The organism is Sphingobium sp. IP1, assembly GCF_002708645.1.
Classification (GTDB): domain Bacteria; phylum Pseudomonadota; class Alphaproteobacteria; order Sphingomonadales; family Sphingomonadaceae; genus Sphingobium; species Sphingobium yanoikuyae.
Genome location: NZ_NOIW01000032.1, coordinates 1 through 26,991, shown reverse-complemented (window position 1 = coordinate 26,991; position 26,991 = coordinate 1). Strand labels below are relative to the sequence as shown.

30 protein-coding genes and 1 pseudogene are annotated in these 26,991 nt (G+C 62.4%); 21 read left to right on the top strand and 10 right to left on the bottom strand.

The genetic code is table 11. The annotated features are described in order from the left end of the window. Window positions 1-10: 10 nt before the first annotated feature. The 3 genes from CG471_RS13210 to CG471_RS13200 are packed head-to-tail and all read right to left on the bottom strand — an operon-like array spanning window position 11 to window position 2,060. Complete coding sequence (locus CG471_RS13210; RefSeq protein ID WP_099232145.1) at window positions 11-988, bottom strand: zinc-binding dehydrogenase; 978 nt, start codon at window positions 986-988, stop codon at window positions 11-13. 9 nt (window positions 989-997) lie between these two features. Continuing rightward, entirely contained in the window at window positions 998-1,408 is a 411-nt protein-coding gene (locus tag CG471_RS13205) for an organic hydroperoxide resistance protein (RefSeq protein WP_004207030.1), read from the bottom strand. A 13-nt stretch (window positions 1,409-1,421) separates the two neighbouring features. Then, a complete protein-coding gene (locus CG471_RS13200) occupies window positions 1,422-2,060 on the bottom strand; it encodes a TetR/AcrR family transcriptional regulator (protein ID WP_099232144.1) in 639 nt (212 codons plus the stop codon). A 156-nt stretch (window positions 2,061-2,216) separates the two neighbouring features. Here CG471_RS13200 and CG471_RS13195 point away from each other — a divergent pair, with 156 nt between their 5' ends. From CG471_RS13195 to CG471_RS31665, 3 genes and pseudogenes are all read left to right on the top strand, one after another. Next, window positions 2,217-2,693, top strand: coding sequence for a hypothetical protein (locus tag CG471_RS13195; RefSeq protein WP_234831538.1), 477 nt, complete (start codon window positions 2,217-2,219; stop codon window positions 2,691-2,693). 3 nt (window positions 2,694-2,696) lie between these two features. After that, on the top strand, window positions 2,697-3,008 hold the full coding sequence (locus tag CG471_RS13190; protein ID WP_099232143.1) for a hypothetical protein: 312 nt from the start codon (window positions 2,697-2,699) through the stop codon (window positions 3,006-3,008). Continuing rightward, window positions 3,002-3,091 (top strand): annotated as a pseudogene (locus CG471_RS31665) (DUF736 domain-containing protein); the annotation flags it as partial. The gene CG471_RS13190 and the pseudogene CG471_RS31665, both read left to right, overlap by 7 nt. A gap of 43 nt (window positions 3,092-3,134) precedes the next feature. Here the strand turns inward: CG471_RS31665 and CG471_RS13180 are convergent. The 5 genes from CG471_RS13180 to CG471_RS13160 are packed head-to-tail and all read right to left on the bottom strand — an operon-like array spanning window position 3,135 to window position 9,431. Further along, window positions 3,135-5,624 carry a heavy metal translocating P-type ATPase gene (locus CG471_RS13180; RefSeq protein WP_099232142.1) on the bottom strand — a complete coding sequence of 830 codons (2,490 nt, stop codon included), beginning with the start codon at window positions 5,622-5,624 and terminating at the stop codon, window positions 3,135-3,137. 41 nt (window positions 5,625-5,665) lie between these two features. Continuing rightward, window positions 5,666-7,432 carry an oleate hydratase gene (locus CG471_RS13175; RefSeq protein ID WP_099232141.1) on the bottom strand — a complete coding sequence of 589 codons (1,767 nt, stop codon included), beginning with the start codon at window positions 7,430-7,432 and terminating at the stop codon, window positions 5,666-5,668. 27 nt (window positions 7,433-7,459) lie between these two features. Further along, on the bottom strand, window positions 7,460-8,326 hold the full coding sequence (locus CG471_RS13170) for a 3-hydroxyacyl-CoA dehydrogenase (RefSeq protein ID WP_099232140.1): 867 nt from the start codon (window positions 8,324-8,326) through the stop codon (window positions 7,460-7,462). Beyond that, window positions 8,323-8,820: a thioesterase family protein gene (locus CG471_RS13165; protein ID WP_004207018.1), complete on the bottom strand. Its 498-nt coding sequence runs from the start codon at window positions 8,818-8,820 to the stop codon at window positions 8,323-8,325. The genes CG471_RS13170 and CG471_RS13165 overlap by 4 nt, the downstream gene beginning before the upstream one ends. Then, window positions 8,817-9,431, bottom strand: a complete 615-nt coding sequence (locus CG471_RS13160) for a TetR/AcrR family transcriptional regulator (RefSeq protein WP_004207015.1) — start codon at window positions 9,429-9,431, stop codon at window positions 8,817-8,819. The genes CG471_RS13165 and CG471_RS13160 overlap by 4 nt, the downstream gene beginning before the upstream one ends. A 121-nt stretch (window positions 9,432-9,552) precedes the next feature. Here CG471_RS13160 and CG471_RS13155 point away from each other — a divergent pair, with 121 nt between their 5' ends. The 13 genes from CG471_RS13155 (at window position 9,553) to CG471_RS13110 (ending at window position 18,240) form a co-directional block, all read left to right on the top strand. Beyond that, window positions 9,553-10,641 (top strand): catalase family protein, encoded by a 1,089-nt coding sequence (locus CG471_RS13155; protein ID WP_180275700.1) that lies wholly within the window; start codon window positions 9,553-9,555, stop codon window positions 10,639-10,641. A gap of 40 nt (window positions 10,642-10,681) precedes the next feature. Beyond that, a complete protein-coding gene (locus CG471_RS13150; RefSeq protein WP_004207013.1) occupies window positions 10,682-11,293 on the top strand; it encodes a hypothetical protein in 612 nt (203 codons plus the stop codon). 123 nt (window positions 11,294-11,416) lie between these two features. After that, entirely contained in the window at window positions 11,417-12,664 is a 1,248-nt protein-coding gene (locus CG471_RS13145) for a Dyp-type peroxidase (protein ID WP_257211527.1), read from the top strand. 124 nt (window positions 12,665-12,788) lie between these two features. Beyond that, complete coding sequence (locus CG471_RS31300; protein WP_257211531.1) at window positions 12,789-13,127, top strand: hypothetical protein; 339 nt, start codon at window positions 12,789-12,791, stop codon at window positions 13,125-13,127. A gap of 22 nt (window positions 13,128-13,149) precedes the next feature. After that, complete coding sequence (locus CG471_RS31295) at window positions 13,150-13,491, top strand: MFS transporter (RefSeq protein ID WP_037490093.1); 342 nt, start codon at window positions 13,150-13,152, stop codon at window positions 13,489-13,491. Between the two features lie 20 nt (window positions 13,492-13,511). Next, the gene (locus tag CG471_RS31290) at window positions 13,512-13,946 is read left to right on the top strand and encodes a hypothetical protein (protein WP_025290603.1); all 435 of its coding nucleotides are present in this window, start codon (window positions 13,512-13,514) and stop codon (window positions 13,944-13,946) included. A gap of 111 nt (window positions 13,947-14,057) precedes the next feature. Then, window positions 14,058-14,591: an SMI1/KNR4 family protein gene (locus CG471_RS13135; protein ID WP_099232138.1), complete on the top strand. Its 534-nt coding sequence runs from the start codon at window positions 14,058-14,060 to the stop codon at window positions 14,589-14,591. 4 nt (window positions 14,592-14,595) lie between these two features. Further along, complete coding sequence (locus tag CG471_RS31285) at window positions 14,596-15,567, top strand: GMC family oxidoreductase (protein WP_257211526.1); 972 nt, start codon at window positions 14,596-14,598, stop codon at window positions 15,565-15,567. A 128-nt stretch (window positions 15,568-15,695) separates the two neighbouring features. Then, a complete protein-coding gene (locus tag CG471_RS31280) occupies window positions 15,696-16,157 on the top strand; it encodes a GMC family oxidoreductase (RefSeq protein WP_235209570.1) in 462 nt (153 codons plus the stop codon). 12 nt (window positions 16,158-16,169) lie between these two features. Then, entirely contained in the window at window positions 16,170-16,571 is a 402-nt protein-coding gene (locus CG471_RS13125; RefSeq protein ID WP_004207001.1) for a DUF2147 domain-containing protein, read from the top strand. Between the two features lie 429 nt (window positions 16,572-17,000). Further along, window positions 17,001-17,588, top strand: coding sequence for a recombinase family protein (locus CG471_RS13120; RefSeq protein WP_025290601.1), 588 nt, complete (start codon window positions 17,001-17,003; stop codon window positions 17,586-17,588). Window positions 17,589-17,624: 36 nt separating this feature from the next. Further along, complete coding sequence (locus CG471_RS31275) at window positions 17,625-17,765, top strand: BrnT family toxin (RefSeq protein ID WP_257211525.1); 141 nt, start codon at window positions 17,625-17,627, stop codon at window positions 17,763-17,765. A 139-nt stretch (window positions 17,766-17,904) separates the two neighbouring features. Next, the gene (locus CG471_RS13110) at window positions 17,905-18,240 is read left to right on the top strand and encodes a BrnA antitoxin family protein (protein WP_004206995.1); all 336 of its coding nucleotides are present in this window, start codon (window positions 17,905-17,907) and stop codon (window positions 18,238-18,240) included. Window positions 18,241-18,287: 47 nt separating this feature from the next. Here the strand turns inward: CG471_RS13110 and CG471_RS13105 are convergent, their stop codons facing one another. After that, the gene (locus CG471_RS13105; protein WP_099232137.1) at window positions 18,288-19,718 is read right to left on the bottom strand and encodes an aldehyde dehydrogenase family protein; all 1,431 of its coding nucleotides are present in this window, start codon (window positions 19,716-19,718) and stop codon (window positions 18,288-18,290) included. A gap of 153 nt (window positions 19,719-19,871) precedes the next feature. Between CG471_RS13105 and CG471_RS13100 the strand changes: the two genes are divergently transcribed. After that, window positions 19,872-22,223 (top strand): LuxR C-terminal-related transcriptional regulator, encoded by a 2,352-nt coding sequence (locus CG471_RS13100; RefSeq protein ID WP_099232136.1) that lies wholly within the window; start codon window positions 19,872-19,874, stop codon window positions 22,221-22,223. A 76-nt stretch (window positions 22,224-22,299) separates the two neighbouring features. Here the strand turns inward: CG471_RS13100 and CG471_RS13095 are convergent, their stop codons facing one another. Further along, window positions 22,300-23,013, bottom strand: coding sequence for a TetR/AcrR family transcriptional regulator (locus CG471_RS13095; RefSeq protein ID WP_257211524.1), 714 nt, complete (start codon window positions 23,011-23,013; stop codon window positions 22,300-22,302). Between CG471_RS13095 and CG471_RS13090 the strand changes: the two genes are divergently transcribed. The 4 genes from CG471_RS13090 to CG471_RS13075 form a co-directional block, all read left to right on the top strand. Next, window positions 23,012-24,382 (top strand): TolC family protein, encoded by a 1,371-nt coding sequence (locus CG471_RS13090; RefSeq protein WP_025290596.1) that lies wholly within the window; start codon window positions 23,012-23,014, stop codon window positions 24,380-24,382. The genes CG471_RS13095 and CG471_RS13090 overlap by 2 nt on opposite strands. Further along, window positions 24,379-25,416: an HlyD family secretion protein gene (locus CG471_RS13085; protein WP_004206989.1), complete on the top strand. Its 1,038-nt coding sequence runs from the start codon at window positions 24,379-24,381 to the stop codon at window positions 25,414-25,416. The genes CG471_RS13090 and CG471_RS13085 overlap by 4 nt, the downstream gene beginning before the upstream one ends. Then, window positions 25,413-26,576 (top strand): ABC transporter permease, encoded by a 1,164-nt coding sequence (locus tag CG471_RS13080; protein ID WP_099232134.1) that lies wholly within the window; start codon window positions 25,413-25,415, stop codon window positions 26,574-26,576. Before CG471_RS13085 ends, CG471_RS13080 begins: the two co-directional genes overlap by 4 nt. Beyond that, window positions 26,573-26,991 (top strand): ABC transporter permease (locus CG471_RS13075; protein ID WP_143560204.1); only part of this gene is annotated, 419 nt, incomplete at its 3' end. The genes CG471_RS13080 and CG471_RS13075, both read left to right, overlap by 4 nt.

The following is a 26,991-nucleotide window of genomic DNA, read 5'->3' as shown; positions in this document are numbered from 1 at the left end:
CCTTCGTCGCTCAGGGCTTGAGAAGAACCTTGCCTGCTTTGCCCGCTGTCAGCGATGCGCGAACGGCGTCAGCGACCTGATCCAGCCCGAATACCGCCCCTGCCGGCAGTTTCAGCTCGCCACTGGCGACGAGGCGGATAAGTTCTCCAAGCAGCCGGCGCTTGGCTTCGGCGGGCATGGCGGCACTCACCTTGGAGCCCCAGAAGCCCTTCACGACGGCCTGTTTGAAAATAAGATTGCCAGAGGAAATCTGCATCGGCTCTCCGGCCATGGTGCCGAAGGACACCAGCAGCCCATCCTCACCCAGAAGCGACAGGAGTTCAGCGCTGGCCTGTCCGCCGATCGAATCCACAGCCGCGCGTATCGGCGCATCGCCGGTGATCGCACGCACCCGATCCTGCCAACCATCGATCGCAGTCGAGACGGCATTGGCGATGCCGAGAGCCGCCAGCTCTTCCACGCCGGCATCGCGGCGCACGAGATTGACGATATGCACACCGCGCGCGGCCGCCAGCATTGCCAGCGTTTTGCCGACCGCGCCATTGGCGGTGTTCTGGATCACCCAGTCGCCACTTGCCACTTCGAGGAAGTCCAGAAGAGTGATCGCGCTGAACGGCATGGCGATAAGCTGCGCCGCCGCCTCATCGGAGATCGAATCCGGGACAGGGACCAACCCGGCAGCGGGCGCGAGGAAATATTCAGCCCATGAGCCATGAACCGAGGCGACCGAGACGCGCTGACCGATGGTGATGCCGGTCACGCCTTCACCGAGCGCATCGACCGTACCGACGGCTTCCGAACCGCCAATAGCGGGCAGTTCAGGCTTGTAGCCGTAGCTGCCGCGCACGGTCCAAAGATCGTGATTGTGGATCGGCGAAAGGATCGTCTTGATCCGCACCTGGCCCGGGCCGGGTTCGGGAACCGGGCTTTCTTCCAAAGCGAGAACGTCGGCTGGTTCGCCGAATGTGGTGTGAATGGCGCTACGCATGACGCCTCCTTAAACCGTGGTGACGTGCAGGCGAACGTCGATGTTGTTGCGTGTGGCGTTGGAATAGGGGCAGGCCCGATGCGTCGCCTCGACCAGTTCCTGCGCGGCGGCCTCATCGAGACCCGCGATTTCCACATGAATGTCGATGTCCAGCTTGAAGCCGCCCTCAGGCGTCTGCCCGATCCCGACCTCCGCGGACGTTTTGCTACCCATCAGCGCCAGCTTTTTCTGCTGGGCGACATGGTTGAGCGCACTGTCGAAACAAGCTGCATACCCCATCGCGAACAGCTGCTCCGGGTTGGCGCCCGGCTTGCCGGAGTTCGGCATGGCGAGATCGAGGCCGAGGCTGCCGTCGTCGAGCGCCGTGTGGCCTGAACGGCCACCGGTCGCCGTCGCGCGGGTCTTGTAGAAAATTTTCATTCTTCGGTTCCTTTCACGGATGGTTGGATTGCGGCGTGCAGACCAGAATCTGCTCGGTGGCGATCATCGCCCGTTGCATCGGCGCACGAGAACGGGTGAGTTTGGCGAGCAGCGCAGCGCCAAGCCACATCTGGTAGAGAACCTGCGCCAGCGCGGACGGCTCCGCCCCCGGTGGAAGCGATCCGTCCTCGCGCGCCTCGGCGATCATGGAGGCGATGCGTTGCAGCAATCGTGCGACGCCATCGCTCAGAACGGCGCGCATGGCCTCCGACAGGTCCGCGACTTCGGCGGACAGTTTGACGGCGAGGCAATCCTCGGCCCAGCCGTCTCCGGCTTGATCACCTTCCCCGGGATCATCGAGCCATGCTCGCCAATAGCTCATCAACCGCTCGCGACCGCTTATGGCTTCCGCGGATAGCAGCGAGTCCAGTTTCTTGCCGTAACCGTCCACGTAATCACGAAGAAGTGCGCAGCCGAACGCCTCCTTGGACGGGAAATAATGATAGAAAGACCCCTTCGGCACGCCGGAAACCTTCAAGATTTCCTGAAGGCCGAGCGCGGAGAAGCCCTTGCTCAACACAAGGCTGTAGCCCGTGTCGAGGATGTTTTGCCGGGTCGCTTCTGCTTTGGGTGTCAAATTCATGATCAGCATATATAACGAATAATAGACCAGTCGTCTATATGGCTATGGCGTCACCACCTACGCGGGCTCATCGGCATAGCCAATGGGAGGCATACATGAGCAACGTCGGGCGGCTCGCCGACAATATCGGCAACTTCAGCGCTGGCCGGCGCGGAGCGCCCCTGCGTGGCGCAGCGATGCTTCAAGGCATCGTGGTCTGCGGGATATGCGGACACCGCATGTGTCTTCACTCACTCTGCCCATAAGAAGACCCCCGTCTATCACTGCATCGATAGCGAGCAGAGCGGGCACTGCCAGAATGTGCGCGCAAACCAGGTTGATGCAGAGGTCGAGCGGCTGTTGATCGAAGCTCTGCAACCCGATCGCATCGACCTTGCGCTTGCGGCTCATGAACAGATGAACGGCGAAAACCGGCTGCTGGAACGTCAATGGGCGCTGAATCGGGAGAAGGCGCATTACGAAGCGGAGCGTGCACGCCGACAATATGATGCCGTGGAGTCGGAAAAGCGGCTCGTCGCACGTTCGCTGGAAACGTTGTGGGAAGAGAAAATACGCGAAGCCGACGCGTCGAACAGGATTACGCGCGGTGGCATGTCGAGCAGGTTAACGCCCTGGCCGCCGCCGCGCGAACGCGTATCCTGACCATTGCCGACCCTGTTGCCCGCGTTCTCGAAGCGGGCTGGCATCGACGAACGCAAAGAGATGATGCGGCTCGTGATCGACAGCGTGACGGTCGACAAGAGCCGTGCGCAAGGCCGTATCTGGTTCGCGATCCTGTGGCAGACCGGCGCGCGAACAGAGCATGTGATCATCCGCAATACCGCCAACTATGACGATCTGGCTCACTTCGCACGCATCGAGGAGATGGTGCGAACGCTCAATGCTGTGGGATCACTCGACCGTCAGATCGCGGACGCCCTGACAGCCGAGGGCATCATGAGAAGATCGGCGCTCTGATCTATGCCAACCTCTTCGACAACGAGGGCGAAGACACCTTCTCGCTGATCTGGTCCCGCCCCAACGGCAGGCGCGCCGACTAAGACCCCACGCAAGACCCCGCCACAAGGTCGGGGCCTTGGTCCGTCATGCCTTCACTGTCCGGAGCCGCAGCGAATTGCCGATGACGCTGACGGACGACAGCGCCATCGCGGCAGCAGCGATGATCGGCGACAGCAGCAGCCCAAACATGGGATAGAGCGCACCGGCCGCAATCGGTACGCCTGCCGCATTGTAGATGAACGCGAAGGCGAGGTTCTGGCGGATGTTGGCCATCGTCGCCTGCGACAGGCGTCGCGCGCGGACAATGCCGGTGAGATCGCCCTTGAGCAGCGTCACGCCCGCACTTTCGATCGCAACGTCGGTCCCCGATCCCATGGCGATACCAACATCGGCGGCGGCAAGCGCCGGCGCGTCATTTACGCCGTCACCGGCCATCGCCACCACCTTGCCCTGCGCCTTCAGGCGCTCGACGACCGCGGCTTTCTGGTCCGGCAGCACATCGGCCTCGACCTCATCGATGCCGAGCTTTCTCGCAACGGCTTCGGCTGTGGTGCGATTGTCACCGGTCAGCATGACGATGCGGATGCCTTCCGCATGCAGGGCCTTCAGTGCCTCAGGCGTGGTCGCCTTGATCGTGTCGGCGATGGCGAAGATGCCGCCGATGGCTTTATCGATGCCGATATAGATGGCGGTTGCGCCGTCGCGGCGTAGCTCATCGGCCTGTGCCGCGAGCGGCGCTGTATCAACCCCATGTTCGGCGAGGAAGGTGGTGCTGCCGAGCACCACATGCCGGCCCTCGACACGACCGATCGCCCCCTTGCCGGTCGGCGAGTCGAAGTCGGCGACATCGGGGATGGTGATCTTTCGCTCGTCGGCAGCCGCCACGATCGCCCGCGCAAGCGGATGCTCGGACGCCTTCTCCACGCCGGCTGCAAGCCGCAGGATGGTCTCCTCGACAAATCGCGGGGCCACGACGATCCGGGTAACGGCCGGTTTGCCTTCGGTAAGCGTCCCGGTTTTGTCGACCACCAGAGTATCGATCTTCTCCATCCGCTCGAGCGCCTCCGCGTTCTTGATCAGAACGCCGGCGGCCGCCCCCTTGCCGATACCCACCATGATCGACATCGGCGTCGCGAGCCCGAGCGCGCAGGGGCAGGCAATGATCAGCACGGAAACGGCCGCGATCAGGCCATGCGCCAGACGCGGCTCTAGCCCCCATACACCCCAGGCCGCGAAGGCGAGCAGCGCGACGGCGATGACGACCGGCACGAACCAGCCCGACACCTGATCAGCCATGCGCTGGATCGGCGCGCGCGAGCGCTGGGCATCCGCGACCATCTGGACGATGCGGGCGAGCATGGTGTCGCGCCCGACTTTTTCAGCCCGGATGACGAGCGCGCCGGTCTGGTTCAGCGTACCTCCTACGACCGCTTCGCCGACTACACGCGTCACCGGCATGGATTCGCCGGTCACCATCGATTCATCGATCGATGAGCGCCCCTGCTCGACCACGCCATCCACCGGCACGGTTTCCCCGGGCCGGACCCTGAGCCGCTCGCCGATCGCAATCGCCTCGACCGGCACATCTTCTTCCACACCGTCTGCCCCGATGCGTCGTGCGGTCTTCGGCGCGAGATTGAGAAGCGCGCGGATCGCGCCGGACGTCTGTTCCCGGGCGCGCAACTCCATAACCTGACCAAGCAGCACCAGCACGGTGATGACGGCGGCCGCCTCATAATAGACCGCGACCGCGCCATCAGCGTCACGGAAAGCCTGCGGGAAGAGCTGCGGCGCGAATGTCGCGACGATGCTGTATCCCCAGGCGACGCCGGTCCCCATCGCGATCAGCGTGAACATGTTGAGGCTGCGGTTGACGATCGACGCCCAGCCACGCGCGAAGAACGGCCATCCGGCCCACAGCACCACCGGCGTCGCCAGGGCGAACTGGATCCAGATCGAGATGTGCATCGGCACCAGATGGTGCAGCGCCGGGATCAGGTGGCCGCCCATCTCCAGCAGGAACACGGGCAAGGCGAGCGCGAGGCCGATCCAGAAGCGCCGGGTCATATCGGCAAGTTCGGGACTGGGTCCGGCATCCGCCGCCGCGATCAGCGGCTCCAGCGCCATGCCGCAGATCGGACAACTGCCCGGCGCGTCCCGGCGGATTTCCGGATGCATCGGGCAGGTCCAGATCGTGCCCTCCGTTACGGCTGCCGTTAACGCCGCAACGGGGTGATGCTCATGGCGATCAAGTCTATGGGTGTGGCTAGGGTGGGAATGATCGCCATGGGTAGCAGCACCCTCATGGTGCGGCTCGGCATGCGCTACCCGTGCTGCATAATGCACGGGGTCGGCGTCGAACTTCGCCTTACAGCCGGCCGAGCAGAAGGCGTAACGCTCGCCTTCATACTCAGCCTTGTGAGCGGTCCTGGCGGGATCGACCACCATGCCACAGACCGGATCATGGTCGACGTGACCGGACGGCGTTTCGCCGTCCGGCTCATGATGGTGATGATGGCCGTGCGCCCCAGTCACCTCGGCGGCGCGTTCGCTCTTCTGATCGTCGTCGGCCATTCATCACCTTTCACACGCCGCGCGTGCCTTCCGGTCTTTGTTCACTCCTCGATCAGATGGAACTCTTCGAGCAGCTTGGCGATCTCTGTGCCTTCGAGCTTCTTCATCAGCAGCTTGCGCAGGAAGGCCGGTCCGGGAAGATCGATGCCCTTGCCGTCCCGCAGCGGACCGATCGCAGCAAGAAGTGTACGAATATCATAGGTCGAGTTGAAGACCTCCGGCACGCCGCGCTCGACATTCATCAGCGTGTAGACGGCCTCCATCGGGGTTCTCACCGAATATTCCGTGGTGAAGATGCAGTCCCGCTGCTTCGATTCCGCGAACTGGCCGATGAAGGCGAAGTTGACCGCGCCCTCCGGCACCACGTCCGGCCGGTCACCCGCCTGGCGCGGCATGAAGAAGGCGGTAATATAGGGCATCATCGTGGGAACGGTGCTGGCGCCGGATGCCGCGAGTTCGGGAATGTCCTCGACCGGCACGCCGAGGTGATAGAGCCATTCCTGGGTGATCTCCTCACCGGTGCATTCCTGCATCGGCTTCTTCACGAAGTCGCCGGGGCAATCGACAAAGAGCGCGTAGAACCAGGCGATCATCTGATCTTTGGGCTGCTTCTTGAAATGCGGCTGGCGATGAACCGTCCAGCTCAGCAGCCACGCCGAGTCCTTCACCGTGACGATACCGGCGGAGACGATCTTGCCGGTAAAGGGGTTCCGCTTGGTGATCTTCTCGACATAGGCCGGAATGCGGGCGTCGAGGGCGGTGATGGAGGCGGAGGCCCATTTCGTCTCCGGGATATGGGCGCCGAACACGTCGGGGCGGCCGAAGGCCGGATCCTTCGCGGCGATGCGGCGCCACAGGTCCCAGGCCGGCGCCGGTCCTTCATTGAGCTTCGCCGGCGTCCTGTGGTCGCCATTGTCGGAATTCTCGGTCAGCGAGCCGATCGTGATGAAGACGAGATCGTCTGGCCCGAGATCGACGCCGCCTTCGACGCCGCGCTCTTTCCAGTGAATGCGGGTCGCTTGCTTGCGGCCGGGCTGGATGTCGAAATCGACATCGGTGACCTCGACGCCGTAGCGGAACGTGACGCCGTGATCGGTCAGCCACTTCACCAGCGGCAGGACCATCGATTCATACTGGTTATAGCGGTTGAACTTGAGCGAGGAGAAGTCGGCGAGACTGCCGATATGATGGATGAAGCGGTGCAGGTAGAGCTTCATCTCCAGCGCGGAATGCCATTCCTCGAAGGCGAACATGGTGCGCCAGTAGAGCCAGAAATTGCTTTTGAGGAAGTCTTCGCCGAAGACCTCGTTGATACGCTTGTTCTCCATCTCCTCGCGCGCCGCGAGGAAGACCGAGAGCAGGTCCTTCTGGGCCTTGTCGTTTAGCGTCAACAGCGCTTTGTCGGGCACGTCCTGGCCCTGGTTCTGCGTCGTGCGCTGGAGCGAAAAGTTGGGATCGTCCTTGTTGAGCCGGTAGAACTCGTCGAGCACGCTGGCGTCCTCGATCTCCAGCGAGGGGATCGAGCGATAAAGGTCCCACAGGCACTCGAAATGTTCTTCCATTTCGCGGCCGCCGCGAATGACGAAGCCCTTTTCGGGCACGTCCAGACCATCGAGCGCGCCACCAGGGATTTCCAGCTCTTCAAGGATGGTGATGCGGTCGCCGGAAACGCCGCCGTCGCGGATCAGGAAGGCCGCGCCGGCAAGCCCCGCCAGCCCCGAACCGACAAACCAAGCCGTCTTCTTGTCGGCGCCCTCGGGCTTGCGGGGACGCACGAAGGCTTCATAGTTTCCGCTGCTATAGTGCATGGCGAACTCCTGTTCTTCTTGTTGGGATCAGTCTGCGGAGGGCTTGTAGCTGTAGAAGCCTTCGCCCGAGGCGATGCCGAGCCTGCCCTTGTCGATGTAGTTTTCCTTCAGCCAGGCGGCGAGCGACTGAGCATGCTCGTCGCCATGCGAGAGGATGTTGTAGGGGGTGTTCAATCCGATGATGTCGTAGATCTGGAACGGCCCCATCGGCGCGCCGGTGGCGATCCGCCAGACCTTGTCGACATCTTCCGGCTCGGCATAGCCGCCGGCCGCCAGATCGGCGGCCGCGTTCAGGAGCGGCACCAAAAGCGAATTGAGGACGTAACCCGCTTTCTCCTTGCGCACCGGGATCGGCACCATGCCGATGGCGGAGGCGAAGGCGATCAGGGCATCGAACACGGCCGGATCGGTGTCGTCCGTGCCCATCACCTCGGCGGTGTTGAACTTCCAGATGCTGTTGGCGAAGTGCAGCGCCAGAAACCGGTCCGGTCGGCCGGTGTAAGCCTTCAGGTCGCTCGGCAGCAGGGTCGAGCTATTGGTGGCGAAGATCGTCCTGTCCGGCGCGAGCCCCGCCAGTTTCTCGTAGAGCGCCTGCTTGATCGAAAGAACCTCCGGAACCGCTTCGATGACCAGATCGGCATTCGCAACCGCAGCCTCAAGATCGGCGGTGAGCGTGATGCGTCTCGAAGCTTCGGCTGCCTTGCCGTCAGCCGCACCCGTCACCTCTTTCACGTAGGTTTCTACAAGCGTTTCGAACCGATGCCTCGCCTGGTCGAGTGCTTCGTCGCTGATCTCATAAGCGGTAACGTCAAAGCCACTATAGGCGGCCTGGAAGGCGATCTGGCTGCCGAGGACACCGGTGCCTAGCACCGTCACTTTCAGGATGTCGCTCATTCATTCTCTTCCTTGCGTCGGGTTTCATAGAGAAACGGCGCAGCGACTTCGGCGGGCACGCGAACCAGCTTGCCGGTAGCTTTCTCGATGAGCACCCATTGCGACAGGGCCGCGACGAGCGTCTGACCGTTACTGTCTTTGAACTCGACGCACCGGGCGTATCTCGCTCCGCGCGGCTTCCCTTCGACCCAGGTTATGGCAAAGGTCTCTTCGCCCGCCCGGATATTGCCGCGGTAATCGACCTCGTGCCTGAGCACCATAGCAACATAGGTGTCGGCATCCCTCGGACGCGCGGCTGTCAGCCAGTGCGCCACCGACACATCCTGAATCCAGGTCACCCAGACCGCATTGTTGACATGGCCGAGTTCATCGATGTCTTCTTCGGTTGCCTGGAAACGGATATGGAAGCGCCGACGTTCGTCCACTTTTCCAGCCAAGGGCACGCCTGAAGCATCGCAGCCGATCCTGCGGCGTCCTTCGCCAGGAAGGCTCATGACCGGGTGGATGGCGCATCGAGGCCTGCCATCGCGCGAAAGAAGCCGACAAGCATTTGCTCTCGGGGAATAGCGCCTTCGACATCGCCCTGGACCGCCAGTCCCATCCACAGTGCATAGAGGCCGATCCCGGTCTGCAGCGGCGGCAAGGCAGGCCGAAGCGCAAAGCGCCGCGTCAGATCCGCCACAAGTTCTCCGAACAAATGGTGGCAGGCGGCCTTTCCTTCGCGATGCCGTTCAGCGAACGCGGGGTCCCGCCGCGCATGAAGCTGCAATTCGATCGAAAGCAGCGACCAATGCTGTTCGTCAGCCAGCTTAGCCAGCCGCGCCGCAAGCACTTGCAGAGTCGCCTCGATATCATCGCCGGAGCAGTGGGCGACCAGATCGCGCAGAAGCACGACCTCGTCCTGGATATGAGCCTGCAGAATCTCGACCAGCAGATCGTCCTTGCTTGCAAAATTCGAATAGAAGGCCCCCTGCGAATGACCCGCTGCACTACAGATGTTGCGGATCGACATGGCCGCCACCCCTTCTTCCACAATGGACGAATGTGCTGCGGCGAGCAGCTTATCCCGCGTCTGGCGCTGCGTTTCCTTTCGCGTGAGGCGCATGAGCGATCGACCTCCAATTCAGCACGGCATGGAAACCTTTTACCCATGTCGGCGTTCACCGTAAAACCAGATATCACCTGATATCTCGAATGCAACGAAAATCCGGTTCGAAGGATCGCCCTTGGCTGAGACCTATATCCCCTACTCCACCAGCGTCGAAGTGCTCGGCGAAGACGAGGAGCGGCTCACCGCCGAAATCCTCGAAATCATGGCGAGCACCAACCGCAAGGCGTTCGAGCGCCATCGGCATGCGGTGCGCGACGCCCATGCCAAGAGCCACGGGTTCCTGAAGGGCGAACTCGTCGTCCCGGAACTGCCGGAGCATCTGCGCCAGGGGCTTTTCGCTCGCCCGGCCACCTATTCCGTGGTGATCCGCCTCTCATCAGCGCCCGGAGATATCCACTCGGACACCATCCCCGCCCCACGCGGCATGGCGATCAAGGTCATCGGCGTGGAGGGAGAGCGGCTTCTGCCCGACGACCAGGGCCGCAATCAGGATTTCCTGCTGGTCAACATACCGGTCTTGAGCTTCGGCACGATCGGCAAATATCGCCAGCTCATTGGCCTTCTGGAGAAGAATGCGCAGAACCCCGGCTTCCTCCAACGCGCCATGGCCGGGGTGGCGCGTGGCGTGGAAGCCGCGGTCGAAGCGGTCGGCGTCGAGCCCGGCGCGACGCTGCGCGGGCTCGCGCGCGACAACGACCATCTGCTCGGCGAGACCTATCACTCGATGGCGGCGATCCGCTTTGGCGATCACATCGCCAAGATCAGCGCCGCGCCGCTTTCCGACAATGTCCGCGCGCTCACCGGCAAGGACGTCGGCACAGTGGAGGATTCTACGATGCGCGATCTGGTTGTCGAGCATTTCCGCGACCAGGGTGCTGAGTATCAACTGCGCGCCCAACTTTGCGCTGATCTCGACAAGATGCCTGTCGAGGACGCGGCGGTGCTCTGGCCCGAAGAGCTGTCGCCACACCAGCCGATCGCCACGCTGCGCATCCCGCCGCAGGACGCCTATTCGCCGGCGCGGCGGGTCTATGGCGATGACGTGCTGTCGTTCAATCCCTGGCACGGTATCCGCGAGCACCAGCCGCTCGGATCGATCATGCGGGTGCGCATCGCCGCCTATGAGCGATCCACCCGCTACCGCCATGAGATGAACGCGCAGCCGCGTGTCGAGCCGACAAACATCGACGCCATCCCGGACTGACGCACCGATCGACACACGCAATCACGAAAGGAGGCCAGTCATGGCCGAGACCGAAGAAAACCCGCAGATCGACGAAACCCGCCTTCAGGCCATCCGGCGGCGGATCGAGGAAGTGGCCGGCGACGCGCCGCAGCTCGCCAAGCTCGCGCTCGAGCAGATGGTGACGAAGCACAATCCCGACCTCAAGGGCACGGCCGGCTCGGCCGGTCGCGTCGGCGCGCAGTCCGGCAATGTCTCCGAGCTCACCGCCATCGCCAACCTCAAGCCGGGCGGCGCGGACCGGCTGAAACGCATCTTCGGACTCGTGAACGGCAATTTCGACGGGGCGCAGAAGGTCGGCACCCTGCACAACATGCGGTTCGTCTTCTTCGACAACGACACCCGCATCCTGTTCGCCACCGCCTATGACGGCGACTGGGACACCTATATCAACGACTTCGCCACCAAGATCCCTGACCTGATGGATTTGCTCTTCGCCTCGGTCGAAGGCTGGCCGGGCATCGCGAGCCCGAAGGTCAAGGATTTCATCGCCGAACATCAGATCACCGCCGCCGGATGGTTCGTCGCCAACCCGCAGGTCACGGTCGTCGACGTGCGTCGGCTTCAGCGGATGGAACATGCCGTCAACGAATTCCTGGACAAGGTGGGCTGAGCGATGACGATCCTTCAAAAGCTGAAAGAGCGCTTCTCGAGGGACAGCGTTACGCTCGACCTGCACGATATCCAGGCGCTGATCCTGCGAAGCCGGCCGGAGCCCTATGTCGGCATCCATGCGATGCTCCATTTCGACGAGGCCGAGGGCGCGCGCGCTTTGCTGGGCCGGCTCGCGCCCCATATCGCATCCGCCGACAACTGGAACGAGGATCTCGATTTCTGGATAGGCGCTGCACTCAGCTTCGAGGGACTGAAGGCGCTCGGCGTTCCTGAAGCGCAGCTCAAGACATTCCCGCTCCCCTTTCAGCAGGGCATGGCGGCGCGCTCGGAGCAGCTCCGCGACTTCGGACCCAACGCGCCGGAAAACTGGGAGGACGTGTTCAAGCCGGGCAACTGCCATCTCGCGCTGACCATCTACGCGGTCGACGATGCGGCGCTCGACAAGGCGCTGGCGACCGCGCGATCCGAACTCGACCAGAGCAGCGGCGTCACCTTGATCGGCGAGCATCGCTTCGGCGCGCCGGACGGCGCGAAAAACCCGTTCGGCTTCCGGGATTCGATCTCCCAGCCCGCCGTCGAAGGCAGCGGCGTCGATCCGCTGCCCGGCGAGGAACGCGCGATCAAGGCGGGCGAGTTCATCCTTGGATACGAGAGCGAGAACGGCCAGCCGCTCGGCATGCCTGAACCTGCGGCGCTGGGAAAGAACGGCACCTTCGTCGTCCTGCGCAAGTACAACAGCCGGGTCGGCTGCTTCAACGCCTTCCTCAAGGCCCATGGCGAGACGGCGGAGGACCGCGAACGTCTTGCCGCCAAGATGTTCGGTCGCTGGCGGTCAGGCGCTCCACTGACGTTGTCGCAGGATCATGACGACCCGGACCTCGGCGCCGATCCGCAGCGCAACAACGACTTCAATTTCAAGGACGACCCCAAAGGCCGCGTCGTGCCGCTCGGCTGTCATATGCGCCGGCTCAATCCCCGCGATTCCGAGCTGACACTGCTCACCGACGTCAACATTCACCGCATCATCCGCCGTTCCTCGACCTTCGGGCCGGTTTATTCCGAGGATGTGGCGCCGAAAGACGATGCCAAAGGCGATCGCGGCCTGTTCTTCATCTTCATAAGCGCGCGCGCTTACGACACGATCGAGTTCATGCAGCAGGAATGGATCAACCGCGGCAATTTCGTCGACCTCGGCGAGGAGCGCGATCCAATCGTTGGTCTGCATGAGGAGGACGGCCGGTTCACGATCCCGCAGGCGCCTGCGCGCAAGCGCATCGACGGTGTGCAGACCTTCAATGTCATGAAGGGAGGCGAATATCTGTTCATGCCAAGCCTATCGGCGCTTAAGTGGTTGGCAGAACGACGCTAAAGCTATTCACCTGATTGTCGGTTGAGATTTGAAGTGTGCAGAGTGACCCGGAAAGTGCGGGGCTGTGCGGAAGGTTAAGTGAGTGGGAGTTGAGTTTCGGCAAGGCTGGGGATGGTTGGTCCTTGTGGCGCTTACGATTTCGACGACCGGCGATGAAATCACGTTGCTGACGTTGATGTTCCGCACTGCCGAGAACGCATCCGGCTATGCGGTGCCGACGCTGCTGACCGCGGAGCTGCTACCCGGTCTGATCGCCGCACCCTGGGCGGGCCGCTTGATCGACCGCCGGGAGGCGGCCCGCATTCTGGTCATGGTGTCAGTTCTGCAAGCGGGCGTGATAGCATTTATCGCCTATTATCCCATGTTCACGCTCGCCGGGGCCGCGCTGTTGAGCGTGCTGTTCACGATCAGCAGCGCCGCAACATTCGCGTTGATTGCAGTGCTGGCGAGCGGCTTGGAATGACCTCGCACTCGCCAATTCCCTTATGGAAATGGTTCGCAGCCTTGGAATGCTCGCTGGTCCAGTCGCTGGGGGCGTACTGGTGGGATGGATCGGATCGCGCAATGCGCTTTTAGCCGATGCCGCCAGTTATGCCCTTTTGGCCCTCGTCGTGATGGCGAGCAGGCTTCGCCGCAAGCCACAACGGGACGATCAGGAGGAAGAGACCCTGTTCGCGGACTACCTGCCGCTGCTCCGCAATCGACGGTTGATGGTGGTTACGGGTGCGCTCAGCCTCGAAGTGTTTGCGACCGCCATAGCCGACGTTGCTTTCGTGTTTCTCGTGATGGTGACGCTGGGAGCGGGCCGACCGCGTTTGGAATGCTGACGGCACTATGGGCGGTTGGGATGTTGATCGGCGCTGGGCTGGCCGAAAGGGTTATTGGCCATAGGGTCGGACTGGCGGCGTTCGGCACGGCCGCTGTCATGGGCGCGACCATGCTGTGGATCGGCCTTGCGCCGATCGGGCTGGCAATCGTTGCCGTCGCCTTCATCCTAGGCGGCGGCGCAAACAGCATCCACAACGTCGCTGTCCGAACCTTGTTCCAGTCGGAATGCCCGCCCGCCGATCATGGCAAGGTCGCCGCGATCTATGGTGCGGTGACACGCACCGCCGTAATCGGCGGCTATGTTGCTGGCGGCTTCTTTTTTGTGCCGAATGATGCGCCAACCGCCTATCTCGTGGGCGGCCTGCTGGGCGTTGTCGCGGGCTTAGTCGGATGGCGGATATTCAATCGTAGATGGAGCGCAGCACCAATCAAAGCATCGACGCGCCAAGATTGACCTGATTGTCGTGCCCCTCAGCTAACGGCTATACCAATCAGGTGGCGTGATTGAGGCGCGGTGCGGAACGGACACGATAGCGACGCCCTAATGATGTAAGGCAGAAAATATATGACCTTTCAGTTTGATCCATCATTCGATGCAGAATCACTCCACATGCCGGGAGATTCTTTGATCGAATTAGACCAGATAGAGAGTTCATTAAGAATATTGCTGCCGTCTGAGCTTCGTGATTTATTTATTGAATTCGGATCAGCGATAGTTTTCAATAAGGATGTTGAATTTCCTGCGGAAAAATGCGCCTATTCCGATGATTCAGGAAGAATTGGCGTTTCAGTTATATATGGCCCTGTTGACGGAAGCTTAGGAATAATTCGCATAGACGAACAATTATCCATGCAGATTCCAAAAACATCTGTGGTTTTTGCGGAAATCGGTCTGGGTAATATGCTGTTAATTGACAGAATTGATGGAAAGATATCCGTATGGCTGCACGATGAAGCTCTGCCTTCTAGGGCGATAACCCCCGTATACGACAGCTTTCATGACTTTATCGATGCACTGGTAGCCTTCGATCCTCCTCCCCTGCCCAGTTTAAAGGAATTGGGATTGGACTTGAAAGCGATGGGGATAGAAGAGGAGTAGCTAGATGTTACGGTTCGGCGCTGACGGAAACCACATCATTGGCGGCGGCTCGGCCGGCTGCGTCATGGCCAACCGCCTTTCTGCTGATTCGGATAAAGCTGTCTGCCTCATCGAGGCGGGGCCGCGCGATCGCAATCCCTTCATTCACATGCCGCTTGGCGTCGGCGTCATTGCCCGCACGGGATGGGTGAACTGGAACTGTGAGACCGAAGTCGAGCCTCACCTTAACAACCGGCGGCTCTATTGGCCGCGCGGCAAGACGCTGGGTGGCAGCAGCTCGATCAATGCAATGGTCTACATTCGCGGCGATCGGGCGGACTATGAGGGCTGGGGGGCGGCCGCCGGAGCTGACTGGGACTGGCCGCGCATGCGCGAGCTTTTTATCGCGCTCGAAAACAATCAGGCTGTCCACGACGAGCATCATGGCAATGCCGGGCCACTTTGCGTCTCCAATCTTGGGCGAGTGAACCCACTTACGGAAGACTTCGTCGAAGCTGGGGTGGAACTGCACTACCCGCGAAATCCCGACTTCAATGGCGTGAGCCAGGAAGGCTTTGGTGTCTATCAGGTGACCCAGAAAGACGGGCAACGGTTCAGCACGGCGCGAGCGTTTCTCGATCCGGCTCGCTCGCGCAAGAATCTCGCCATCGAAACGAACGGCCTCGTCGAACGGATACTGTTCAAGGACCGTCGCGCCATCGGGGTCCGCGTCGGCGGCCGGGACCTGCTGCTGCGCCCCGGTGGAGAGGTGATCCTTTCGGCTGGCGCGGTCAATTCGCCGCAGATTCTGATGCTGTCGGGCGTCGGCTCGGCGAGCGAACTCAGGCAGCATGGCATAGAGATCGTTCTGGATGCGCCCGAAGTCGGAGCCAATCTCGCCGATCACCTCGACTATACGGCTGTGGCAACCACGGCCGATCGCGAAGGATTTGGGGTGGCGCACAGTTTCCTGCCTCGTGCGATACGCGGCGCATGACGTCAAATGCCTCGGAGGGCGGCGCTTTCCTCAAATCCGACGCCGGCCGGGAGCGGCCCAATCTTCAATTCCATTTCCTGCCGGCGATCCTGCGTGACCATGGCCGCAAGACAGCCTTCGGCTACGGAATGACCGTGCATGTCTGCGACCTTCTACCGAAGAGCCGCGGCAGGATCGGGCTCAAGATCGCCGATCCCACGGCTCATCCGCGCATAGAGGGCAATTATCTCAGTCATCCCGATGATGTGGGCGTCTTGCTGAATGGCGCGAAGCTAGCCCGCAAGCTCCTTCATGCGCCGGCGCTCGCCCGTCACTTGCGCGAGGAGGTGCGACCGGGACCCGCGGTCCAGACCGACGAGGCTCTGATCGACGACATCCGCGCGCGCGCTGAAACAATCTATCATCCGGTAGGAACATGCCGCATGGGCAGTGACTCGGCATCCGTGGTCGATCCGGCAGCCCGTGTACGTGGCATTGACGGTTTGCGCGTGGTCGATGCATCGATCATGCCGTCGATCGTGTCGGGCAACACTAACGCGCCTACCATGGCGATCGCGGAAAATGTCGCGCAAATGATGATCCGGCCTTGAGGAAGAATGGCGATGAGGTTCAGTTTCGTATTGGCAGCCATGCTGCTACTTGCAGCATCTGCGTCCGTCGAGGCACAGCGCGCTTCTTTCGGAGTGTGGAAGAATCCGCAGGACAGCGTACATGTGCGAGCCCAGCCGTGCGGAAGCAGAATGTGCGGGGTCGTGGTCTGGGCAAGTGACAAAGCCAAGGCGGATGCGCGGCGCGGCGGGACAAACGATCTGGTAGGTCTGATCCTGTTTCGCGATTTTGTTCCTGAAAAGAAGGGCGTGTGGCGCGGCAGTGTTTTTGTACCCGACATCGGCCAAACCTTCTCTGGAACAATCACCACGCTCGACGATCGGCGGATGGAGGGAAAGGGGTGCCTGACAGGGCGGATCATGTGCAAATCGCAGATATGGACGAAAGTGAACTGAAATCCGTCCAATCATCGTCTGACCGAGAGCGGCAAGCCAAGGATTTTAATAAGACACATCAAAAGCTTCTACGATAAATTGAAGAGGCGCGGAGCAGGAAGCGGGCATGGCGACAGCGATGTGTGCAGCCGCCACGGGATCAATTCGGCGACGGGCATGCGACTTGGTCAGCGTAAGCAGGCGGATAATCCGTTATTGATCGTCGCGGCCAGAAGACGGTCCGCTGCGGCAGCGGCTGCACGAACAGATTAACCTAATGGAAATCACACGATAAGCGCCCCGCCTGATGCGCCCGACGACACATTCCGCCGCTAGCAGGCATCCCCCCGGAAATTCCAGCAATCTACGCACGCCCAAAATCCGTAGCGTCCGATAAACTCTGCCGGAAAGGAGGACTGTCCCACAACAAGCTATCAGGGGTTTTCCGACATGCTTATAGGCTACATGCGCGTCTCTTCCACAGATGACCGGCAATCGGTCGATCTTCAGCGCGATGCGCTGATCGCAGCCGGCGTCGATAGCCGGCATCTCTATTCCGACAAGGCATCCGGCGCTCGCGAGGACCGGGCGAGCCTGCGGGCCTGCCTCGAATATCTCGCAGCCGGCGATACGCTGGTCGTGTGGAAACTGGATCGGCTCGGCCGCTCCCTGCCGCATTTGCTGTCGATCCTGACCGATCTCAGGGAGCGTGACGTGTCATTCCGGTCATTGACCGAGCAGATGGACACGGGAACGCCGCATGGCGAGCTGCTGTTTTCGCTGTTCGGCGCGCTGGCCCAGTATGAACGGGCATTGACGCGCGAGCGCATCATGGCAGGCCTTGCGGCCGCCAGACGGCGTGGGCGCTACGGTGGCCGCCCGCGAACGATCGATGCGGAAAAGCTCGATCAGATCACCGCCGCCCTTGCCGGTGGCGCTAGCAAGTCGTCGATCAGCCGCACGTTCAACGTGCCCCGATCGACCCTCGCAGATACGCTCGCGCGGGCCGGATGGCTCAAACCGCCGCGCCTTGCGTAACGACAAAAACATAATTATATTTCCGTAATGCCATCCATGCGCTTCTCCTGGCATCCGGCCAAAGCCGAGAGCAATCTGAAGAAGCACGGCGTCAGCTTTGCGATCGCTACTCGTGCGTTCACAGATCCTTTCGCGCTGAGCGATCAGGATCGGATCGAAGGTGGCGAGCGACGATGACAAACCTTGGGCCTCGTGGAAGGGCATCTGCTCCTCCTCGTGGCCCACACTGTCGTCGAGCAAGACGATGACGGCGAGTATGTGGAGATCATTCATATCATTTCGGCTCGAAAGGCCGATCGAACGGAAAGGCGACGTTATGAAGAAGAAAGACGCTGATACCGTCCGTTTCCAACTCGATCCGGACAATCTGCCGCCGTTGACCGAAGCGCAACAGGCCGAACTGGATGCCCTGCAGGCGATGCCGGATAGCGGGATCGACTATAGCGACTCTCCGGCGCTGACAGAGGATTTCTGGCGGAACGGGCAGCGTGGGCGCTTCTATAAGCCCATCAAGCAGCAGGTGACGGCACGCCTTGATGCTGATGTGCTCGCCTGGCTCAAATCGCAGGGTAAGGGCTACCAAGCCCGCATGAACGCCATACTTCGCCGTGAGATGCTGGCGACCGCCAGAAGGCAGGAAAAGCCACGTTAATTTAGATAGTTAGGCTATCGGTTATCGTGATATAGTCGTACATGGATTTACCCCAGAAAGCGTTTGGCAAGTCGGATCAGACGCGCTGCCCGGCCCGAATAGGGAGGAAAGACGAGAGGCAGAGCGGAGAAGCGGTTCTGGAGAACGGCGCGCTCATGACTGAAAGTCCGGAACCCGTGATGGCCATGTGCCGCCCCGATCCCGGAATTGTTCACACCGCCGAACGGCAGATGATCGTGGACGTATTGGACGATGGTAAGGTTGACGCCTGCACTGCCGGAAGTCGTGGCCGCCAGGATATGATCCACTCTCGCCCGGTCACGATCGAACACATAAAGCGCCAGCGGCTTGGGTCTTGCGTTGATCCGACCGATCACGGTTTCAATGTCATCATAGGTCAGGACCGGCAGGACGGGACCGAATATCTCCTCATGGTCGATCGCCGCCTCGGGAGCGATCGCCTCCAGCACTGTGGGCGCCAGCGCCCTTCCCTGCCTTTCGCCGCCGACAATGATCCGCCCGCCCGTGGCCAGGGCATCCGCAATCAGGCCCCCCAGTCTGTCCGCATGGCGATCATTGACGATCCTTGCGAGATAGGGGCTCGTCATGCCCGAACCATAAGCGGCGGCGATCCGGCGGCGCAGCGCTTCCACGAACCGGTCGCGGATCGAAGCGTGGACGAACACATGATCGGGCGCGATGCAGGTTTGACCGGCATTGGAGAATTTGCCGAAGGCGATCCAACTGGCGGCCGTCTCTATGTCGGCATCCGGTCCCACGATCGTGGGCGACTTGCCACCCAGTTCCAGCGTAACGGAGGTCAGGTGGCGGGAGGCTGCCTGCATTACGACTTTCCCGACCTCGGGGCTGCCGGTGAAGAAGATATGATCGAAGGGCCGCGCGAGCAGGGCCTGAGACATCTCCTTCCCGCCGAGGGCGACGGTAACCAAGTCTGGCGGAAATGTGTCGGCGATCAGCCGCGCGATGACGCCCGAGGTAGCAGGTGTCATCTCCGAAGGCTTCAGGATAGCGCTGTTGCCGGCAGCAAGGCAGGACACAAGCGGCCCCAGGCAGAGATTGAATGGGTAATTCCAGGGCGCGATGATAAGGCACACGCCGCGTGGCTGCGGCACGATCCGTCCGGCCGTGCCGAAACCGATCAATGTCGGTCCGACATGGACTGGCCGCATCCATCGGCGCAGATTACGACGGCTGTGGCGGATTTCCTGCATGACCGGAAGAATTTCCGTCAGAAACACTTCGGCCTCCGGCTTGCCGAAGTCGGTCGCCATGGCCTGGACGATCTCCCCTTCGAACTTTCGTATGGCAGCCGCGAGGCGCGCCAGCGCAGCGCGTCTTTCAGCAAGGCCAAAGCGCATCCGGCGCTCGTCCGACATTGCCTTTTGCGCGGTGAAGAGCATTTCCACCGGGCGGCCATCACAGGGTTCCTGCGAAATCGAATGGCTCTCTTCAATCATTTCATTCTCGTCGAAAACATGACCTTCGCGCGAGTCTTACGAGCGCAAAAGCAATAGGGAACTACACGAACATGTAGTATCGACCCGACATGCCTGGGAACCGAATGGACTCCAACGCTGCTTTCGCGACTGGCGGAAACGGCACTTCGCCGTGTGGAATTGACCGCGCGCGTCAGCCTGCTGCGCGCACCTTGCGGCTACGGCAAATCGGCGACGCTCGCGGCCGGTTGGAAGGAGGCGGCGGACACTGGTCGCCCGGCGCTTTGGGCAAGTCTTGCAAGCGACGACACAAAGAAGGGCACCCTGCGTCGCCTCGCCTTTCAGGCCGGAACCGCCGCGGACATCGAGTCCATTCTCCAATGGATATGGCATCAGGACAGGCCCGGGATTATTTGCCTCGATGATGTTCAGGAAGCGCCGCATCTCGAAACGCTGACAAGAGACATGATGGATGCTCTTCCCGATGATTGGCGAGCGGTCCTTGCAACCTCCGCCCCCTGGGGATTTGGCGTCCTCAACGCTGACTGGCAGGAAGTCGGCCCCGATGCCCTGGCCTGCCGCGCCCAGGATCTGAAGGAATTGATCCGGGTCCCTTCAGCCCTCGACCGGATCATATCGGACACACAGGGTTGGCCCGCATTGTGCCGCATCGCGGGCCGTGTATCCTACCGGATGCAGCCACTGCATTTATGGCCCGAGATCATCTGTTATCTCGATCAGATGGTGTTGGCGCCCTTATCGCCCGCTCTGCGCACATGGCTGAAAAAGGCGGCATTAATCGCTCCCCTCGATGCCGAAAGCCACGATTTTGCCCTGCGCGTCCACGACGGCGCGCAATGGATCGCACGTGCGCAACGCGAATGCCTCCTATTGAGGCCGGACAGTGACGGAATGTTTGCGCTCAATCCGGCGCTGCGACACCATCTTGCCTTGAGCGGACAGTCGCAGCTTCGTTCCTCTCCAAGCCATCTTCTAAAACGTGCGGCTTTTCATCACTGGCGCGCCGGCCGGCCAGCGCAAACGATAGCGCTTTCGCTGCGGGCCGGCGATCCGGCCTGGGCGCGGGGGCTGGGCGGTGAGATCGTCATGGATGTCGCCCTGCGACAAGGCCGTATCGATGAGTTGGCCCATTGGCTCGAGGGCGTGCCCGACACAGCGTTGCTGACCAATCCCATGGCTGGCCTGGGAAAGATATGGGCCCTTTCCTTCCAGCAGCAGCATGCAGGGGCGACGCACCTTTTGAAGTTGCTGTCACGCACGGATGCGCATGAGGAATTGCTGACGCTGCTCGGTGCGACGACAGCGGCGCTGAGGGACGATGTCGTCCGGGCGGAAATGCTCTGCCGGCAATGGCTCGAGCTGCACGCCCGGGAAAATCCGATGATGAAGGCCTCCGCCCTGGCCTGCCTCGCGAGCATCGTGGCGAGCCAGTCGAACGCGGCCGAGTTCGCGGCACTACGTCCCCTACTGGATCAAGCCTGTGCCCTGGCCGATCAGGGCTTTTCCCGCGACTGGGCAAAGATTGCCGAAGTGCTGCTCCTGCTGACGCAGGGGCAGATCATTCCCGCACGAAATAGGATCGACGCGCATCTGACGGATATGGTCTCCCCGGTCGCCGAGCAGACGCTGAAAACATTGCGCCTCGCTGTGCTGGCCGAAAGCGGCGTGCCTCTGGCAGAACTGGAATGGCCGTTGCTTTTCTGCGACCAGATCGTCGACGTCCGCATTCATACGGCACGGGCCATATTACGGGCCGCTCGTCTGGCCGGAGATGCGGACCTCTGCGAAAAAATCCTGACCGAACTGGACGTGAAAGCCGTACGCGACCACATGCCGCGACTGCAACTCATGGCCGATATCCTGACTGCGGAACATGAAATCGCGTCGGGTCGATCGGTCACCATCCCCAATATTCCCAGGAACGACGCCATCACTTCGGCTCACCTCGCCATTGCGGACGTCGAGTGCATGCTTCTGTCTGCGACGCGGGCGCTTGCCGACGGGAAGGATCACCTCGCGCGCCAATTGACGGACCGTATCCTGGCCCGCATCCGCAGGGCAGGATGGCAACATATCATACTCAAAACCCTCATGCTGCGTTCGGTGCTGCATCTACGTAAAGAGGCGCTGCAACTTTCCATACGGTCAGCGGAAGAGGCCTCGGAAATTCGCGACAGCACAGGACTGAAGGAAACAGCGCGGGAGTTCCGGAATATCCTGGAGCATATTCACGCGGGATGGGCCGTAAAGGCGAGGTTTGATCGGTCCGCAGCACAACATCACTTGCCGAGTTCACAACATACCGAAGGATCCGACCTGTCTCGCCGCCAACTCCATATCCTCGGCCTGGCGCGGGATGGTCTTACGAGCGCGGAGATCGCCAACATATTGGGTATCGGCGAAGATGGCGTAAAATGGCATTTTCGCGCGATCTTCAAGTGTCTCGCTGTCAACAGGCGCACCCAGGCCGTCGCCACGGCGATACAGCGCGGTCTCCTTCACTAAACGATCTCCCACGTCACAAATAGAGGCAGGCATGCTGTTGCGCGGCCTCCCGCAAGGCAAGATCAGCAATCCATTCTTAGTCGACTCTCGTTGCCGCCCTCGCCAGCATGAGATCCACGAGAAAGTCCAGAAGCTCTCCGCTTGCGACCTCGTGCGGTTCGAGCAGGCCCTGGAACATGCTTCCCTCGTGGACAGCCAGGATCAGTCGCGCGATGCGCGGGAGGCCCCGGGCAACGATGCGGGAGTCCTCGCGAAGGATGTCGGCGAGCGCGCCCTCGATGATGGCGAGGATCCGTCCTTGCCGTTCGGCATAGTGGCTCGCCATGGCAGGATGGCGTAGGGCATAGAGGCCGAACTCGGCCTGGAGCAGATACCAGTCCCGATCGAACGGATAGCTGACGATAAAGGCCTTGAGGAAATTGTCGGCCGTCGAGCCGGGCATGGACAGGGCGCAAGCGGTCGCCTCCTCCAGCCTCGACTGCAAGCGCTCGATCACCCGGTCATAGAGGGCGAAGAACAATTCGTCCTTGGATCGGAAGCTGGAATTATAGGCCCCCCGGCTCAGACCGACGCGCTCGCAAATATCTTCCTGGGTGGAGCCATGGAAGCCACGTTCGGCGAAGGCCTCGAGAGCGCCATCCAGGATGCGCTCCCGGGTCTGCGCCCGGGTCGGGCGCGTTCGTGCCGGGCGGCGGCTCACGGGATCACGGGCGGGAGCATTTCGATACAAATATGTATTGAGTCGTTTGGATGTCAACGTTACCGTGCGGGAGCAGGAGACGTTCTTCATGACCTTGCGATGTTCGATGCTGGTTGCCGCGCTGGCGACTGCGGTCTGTCAGGGCGCGCAGGCGCAAACGATCGACAGGCTTGATCTCGATTATCGAAGCGCCCAGGCGAGGCTGCTCGAGCGGTCGGACGCGATCCAGGGCGCCGACGCCGATGTGCGCAGCAAGGAGGCCCAGAAAGGCTCCACGAGCACGTTGCGGCGTCCGACCGTCGAGTTCGAAGGACAGATGATCCGCTATCAGAAAACCCTCTATCTGCCGCTCGGCCCGCTGGCGGACGTGGCCCAGGATTATTCCATCTCTGACCCCCTGCGCTTCGAGATCGAGCGCACCAGCACCCGGCCGATCGTGACGGCGACGCTGCCGCTCTATTCCGGCGGCCAGATTCCCGCCGCCCAGGCGGGCGCCGCGGCGCAACTGGGACAGTCGCGCGCCGAACGCCAGATCGTCATCGACAACGGTCTGTTGCAGATGACCCAGCTCTATTTCGGCCAGCAGTTGCTCGAGCGCGTGCGCGATGTTCGCCGTGATGCGCTTGCGGGATTAGAGCGGCATGTCGCGGACGCCCTCAAGCTCGAACAGGAAGGGTTCATAAGCCGGGCCCAACGCCTCCAGGCGCAGGTAGCGCGCGACGACGCCGCGCGCGAACTGGAAAAGGCGCAGGCCGATCTCGCGAGTGCGCAGGTAGCGCTTGCCGGCGCGCTGCGGGCGCCGTCCGGCGTCGATCCCGTCTCCCCGATCTTCGTGATCCGTCAGCCGCTCCGTTCGCTCGACACCTATGTGGACGCGGCCCTGCGCGCCCATCCCCAACTGGATCGGCTCGGCGCGCTGGAAGACCAGGCTGAAGCGGGGGTGGCCCTTCAGCGCGCCAAGCTCCGGCCTACGATCTATGGCTTCGCCCAGTATAATTTCGATCGGCGCGACACGCTGTTGACCGATCCCGACTGGTCGGTGGGCGTCGGGCTGCGCTACACGCTCTTCTCCGGTGTGGGCCGCTCGCAAGCGGTGCAGGCCGCGCGGGAAACGGTGACGCAAGCCAATGCGGGCCTGCGCGAAGCCCGCACCCAGATCGAAATCGGCGTCACGCGGTCCTGGAACGATGCGGAAGCCGCGCGACGGCGGTTTGAGCTGACCGACACGGCCATCACTGCGGCGCAGGAGAATCTGCGGGTCCAGACCCTCGGCTATCAGGAGCAGCAGACAACCTCGCTCGACGTGATCGATGCGCAGCTCGGTCTTGCCCGCTCCCGGATCCAGCGCGCCCAGGCCGGATATGATTTCGTTGTCGCGCTCGCCCAGCTTCTCCACGTCAGCGGTCAGATCGCCACATTGCCGGACTATATCGACCAGGGTGAAAGGGTCACGCCATGACCGCCACATCGGAAACCCTGGTCACCCCGGACGAGACGGCTCCGCCGGTTCCGACCGGGCGGAAGCGCAAGTTGCTGCCGCTCATTGCTTTCCTCGTCGTGGTCATTCTCGGCCTCGGTCTCTGGCTGGCCTATCGCCCGGTTCCCGATCAGCTCCAGGGCATGGTCGAGGCCCGCGAACTGCGGATCACGAGCAAGGTCTCGGCTCGGATCACGGCCTTTCATGTCGAGGAAGGCCAGCCGGTGAAGACGGGACAGCTGCTCTATACGCTCGACAGTCCCGAGGTCGAAGCCCGCTCCGAACAGGCCGGCGGCGCGCTCGCCGCCGCGCAGGCGAATGCGGACAAGGCCGATGAAGGCGCACGGCCGGAGGATATCCGGGCTGCCGAGGCCCAGTGGCGACGCGCGCAGGCGGCGGCGGACCTCGCCCAGACCACCTATCAGCGCACCGAGCGCCTCTTTGAACAGGGTGTGCTGGCGGGGCAGAAACGCGACGAGAGCCGCGCAAACGCCCTGGCCTCCAATGAAGCGGCCCGAGCGGCGCGCGCGCAATATGATCTGGCGCTGGCCGGGGCGCGGCGACAGGATCGGCAGGCCGCGAGCGGACAGGTGCGCCAGGCGCGCGGCGCCCTGGCCGAAGTCGAGGCGGCCGAGAAGGAAACCCGGGTGTTCGCGCCGTCGGACGGTGAGATCGGACGCAGGCTGGCGCAGTCGGGCGAACTCGTGCCGCAGGGATTTCCCGTCTTCGTCCTGACCGACATCGATCATCCCTGGGTGACGCTCACCCTGAGAGAAGATCAGTTCAGTGCGATCCGCCGGGGACGGGTCCTGACCGGCCGCATACCTGCGCTCGGCGATCGTTGCGCCCAGTTTCGGGTCTTCTACATCGCGCCCGCCGGCGATTTCGCGACATGGCGCGCGACCCGCCAGTCGAGCGGCTTTGACGTGAAGAGCTTTGACGTGCGCCTGTCGCCCGTGTCGCGGGTCGATGGGCTGCGTCCCGGCATGACGGTCCTGTTCGACTGGCCGCAATGATCCGGGCCTTCGTCGATAGCGCCCGGCGCGAAACCGCCTTCCTGCGCGGCAGCGTCTGGGATCTGGCGCTGGTCACCTGGCTGCCTCTGCTGCTGCTGGCGATCGTCGCGGTCCAGTTGTCGGCAGGCGTCATGCGGAACCTGCCGATCGTCGTGGTCGACGAGGACGGCGGCGGCGTCGCGCGCGACCTCACCCGCAAGCTGGAGGCGTCACCCGGGCTCAAGGTCGCGGCGCGGCCACCGGACATGGCACAGGCCGAGCATCTGGTCCGCTCCAACGCCGCCTATGCCGTGGTCCTGATCCCGCGTGATCTCGAGCGCACCGTGCTGCGCGGCGAGACCGGCAAGATCCTCCTCTTCTACAATGCGAGCTATTCCACGCCCTCGGGTTCGGTGTTGCGTGAAGTCGGCACCGTGGTCCAGGCCCACGCAAAGGCCTTGGCCGGGGAGCAAAGCGCCGCGATCGCCGGTCCCGCGCGTGTGCGGCCGCAGCCGGTGAGCGTGCAGAGCCGGATCCTCTACAACCCGCAGACCAGTTACGAGCTGCAACTCGTCGCCCTGATCCACCCCGCACTCCTGCACCTGCTGTTCATGATCGCGGTCGTGAGCGCGCTCGGTCGCGAGCTGCGGGACGGGACCATCGGAGCATGGCTTGCAGGGCCTCGAGGCGAGGCGGTCGCCGCCGTCGCCGGCAAGATCGCGCCCTATATCCTCATCTTCCTGCTCTGGGGGGCGCTTGCGACCGGCTATCTCGCGGTCTACCGGGGCTGGCCCGTGCAAGGGAGCGTGGCGATGCTGATGGGCGGCTATCTCGCCCTCTATCTCGCCTATGCGGGCATGGCCTTGTTCATCGTCGGGGCCACCCTTTCCATGGGGCAGGCGCTGTCGATGACCGCCCTCTATGCGGGCGCTTCCTTCGCCTTCGCCGGGGCGATCTTCCCGATCGAGTCGGCCTCCGCCTTCGCCCGGCTATGGAGCGCGCTGCTGCCTTTTACCCGCTTCGCGCGGCTGGTCGCGGAGCAATGGATGATCGGCGCACCCGTGCTCGCATCTCTTGGATCGATCCTGGCGCTGTTTGCCTTTCTCGTCGTCGGCTCGGGCGCCGGGCTGCCGCGCTATGTCTCGGCGCGGATGAGCCCGGAGGTCTGGGGACGACGATGATCGGCCGCGCCTTCCTCGCTACCTTCCGCGCCGTTCTCTCCGACCGCTCCGCCTTCATGCTGATCGTCGTGTCGACGATCCTCTATTCCTTCTTCTACCCTTCAGCCTATTCCGGGGAGGTCGCGGTCCGCATTCCGGTGGCCGTCGTCGATCTCGACGACAGCGGCGCAAGCCGCAGTCTCGTGCGCCGGATCGCAGCGCTCCAGCAGGCCGATCTTGCCGCGCGCCCGGCCTCTCCAGGAGCCGCCCGGCTCTGGCTCGAGACGACCGGCGCAGGGGCCGTGGTCATCATCCCCGAGGGGTTCGAGCGACATATTCTGAACGGCGCCCAGGGCACGGTCGCGCTCTACGGCAACGGCGCCTATCTGCTGCGCAGCGGCACGGCTCTGTCAGGCATCGGGCTGGCGGTCACCAC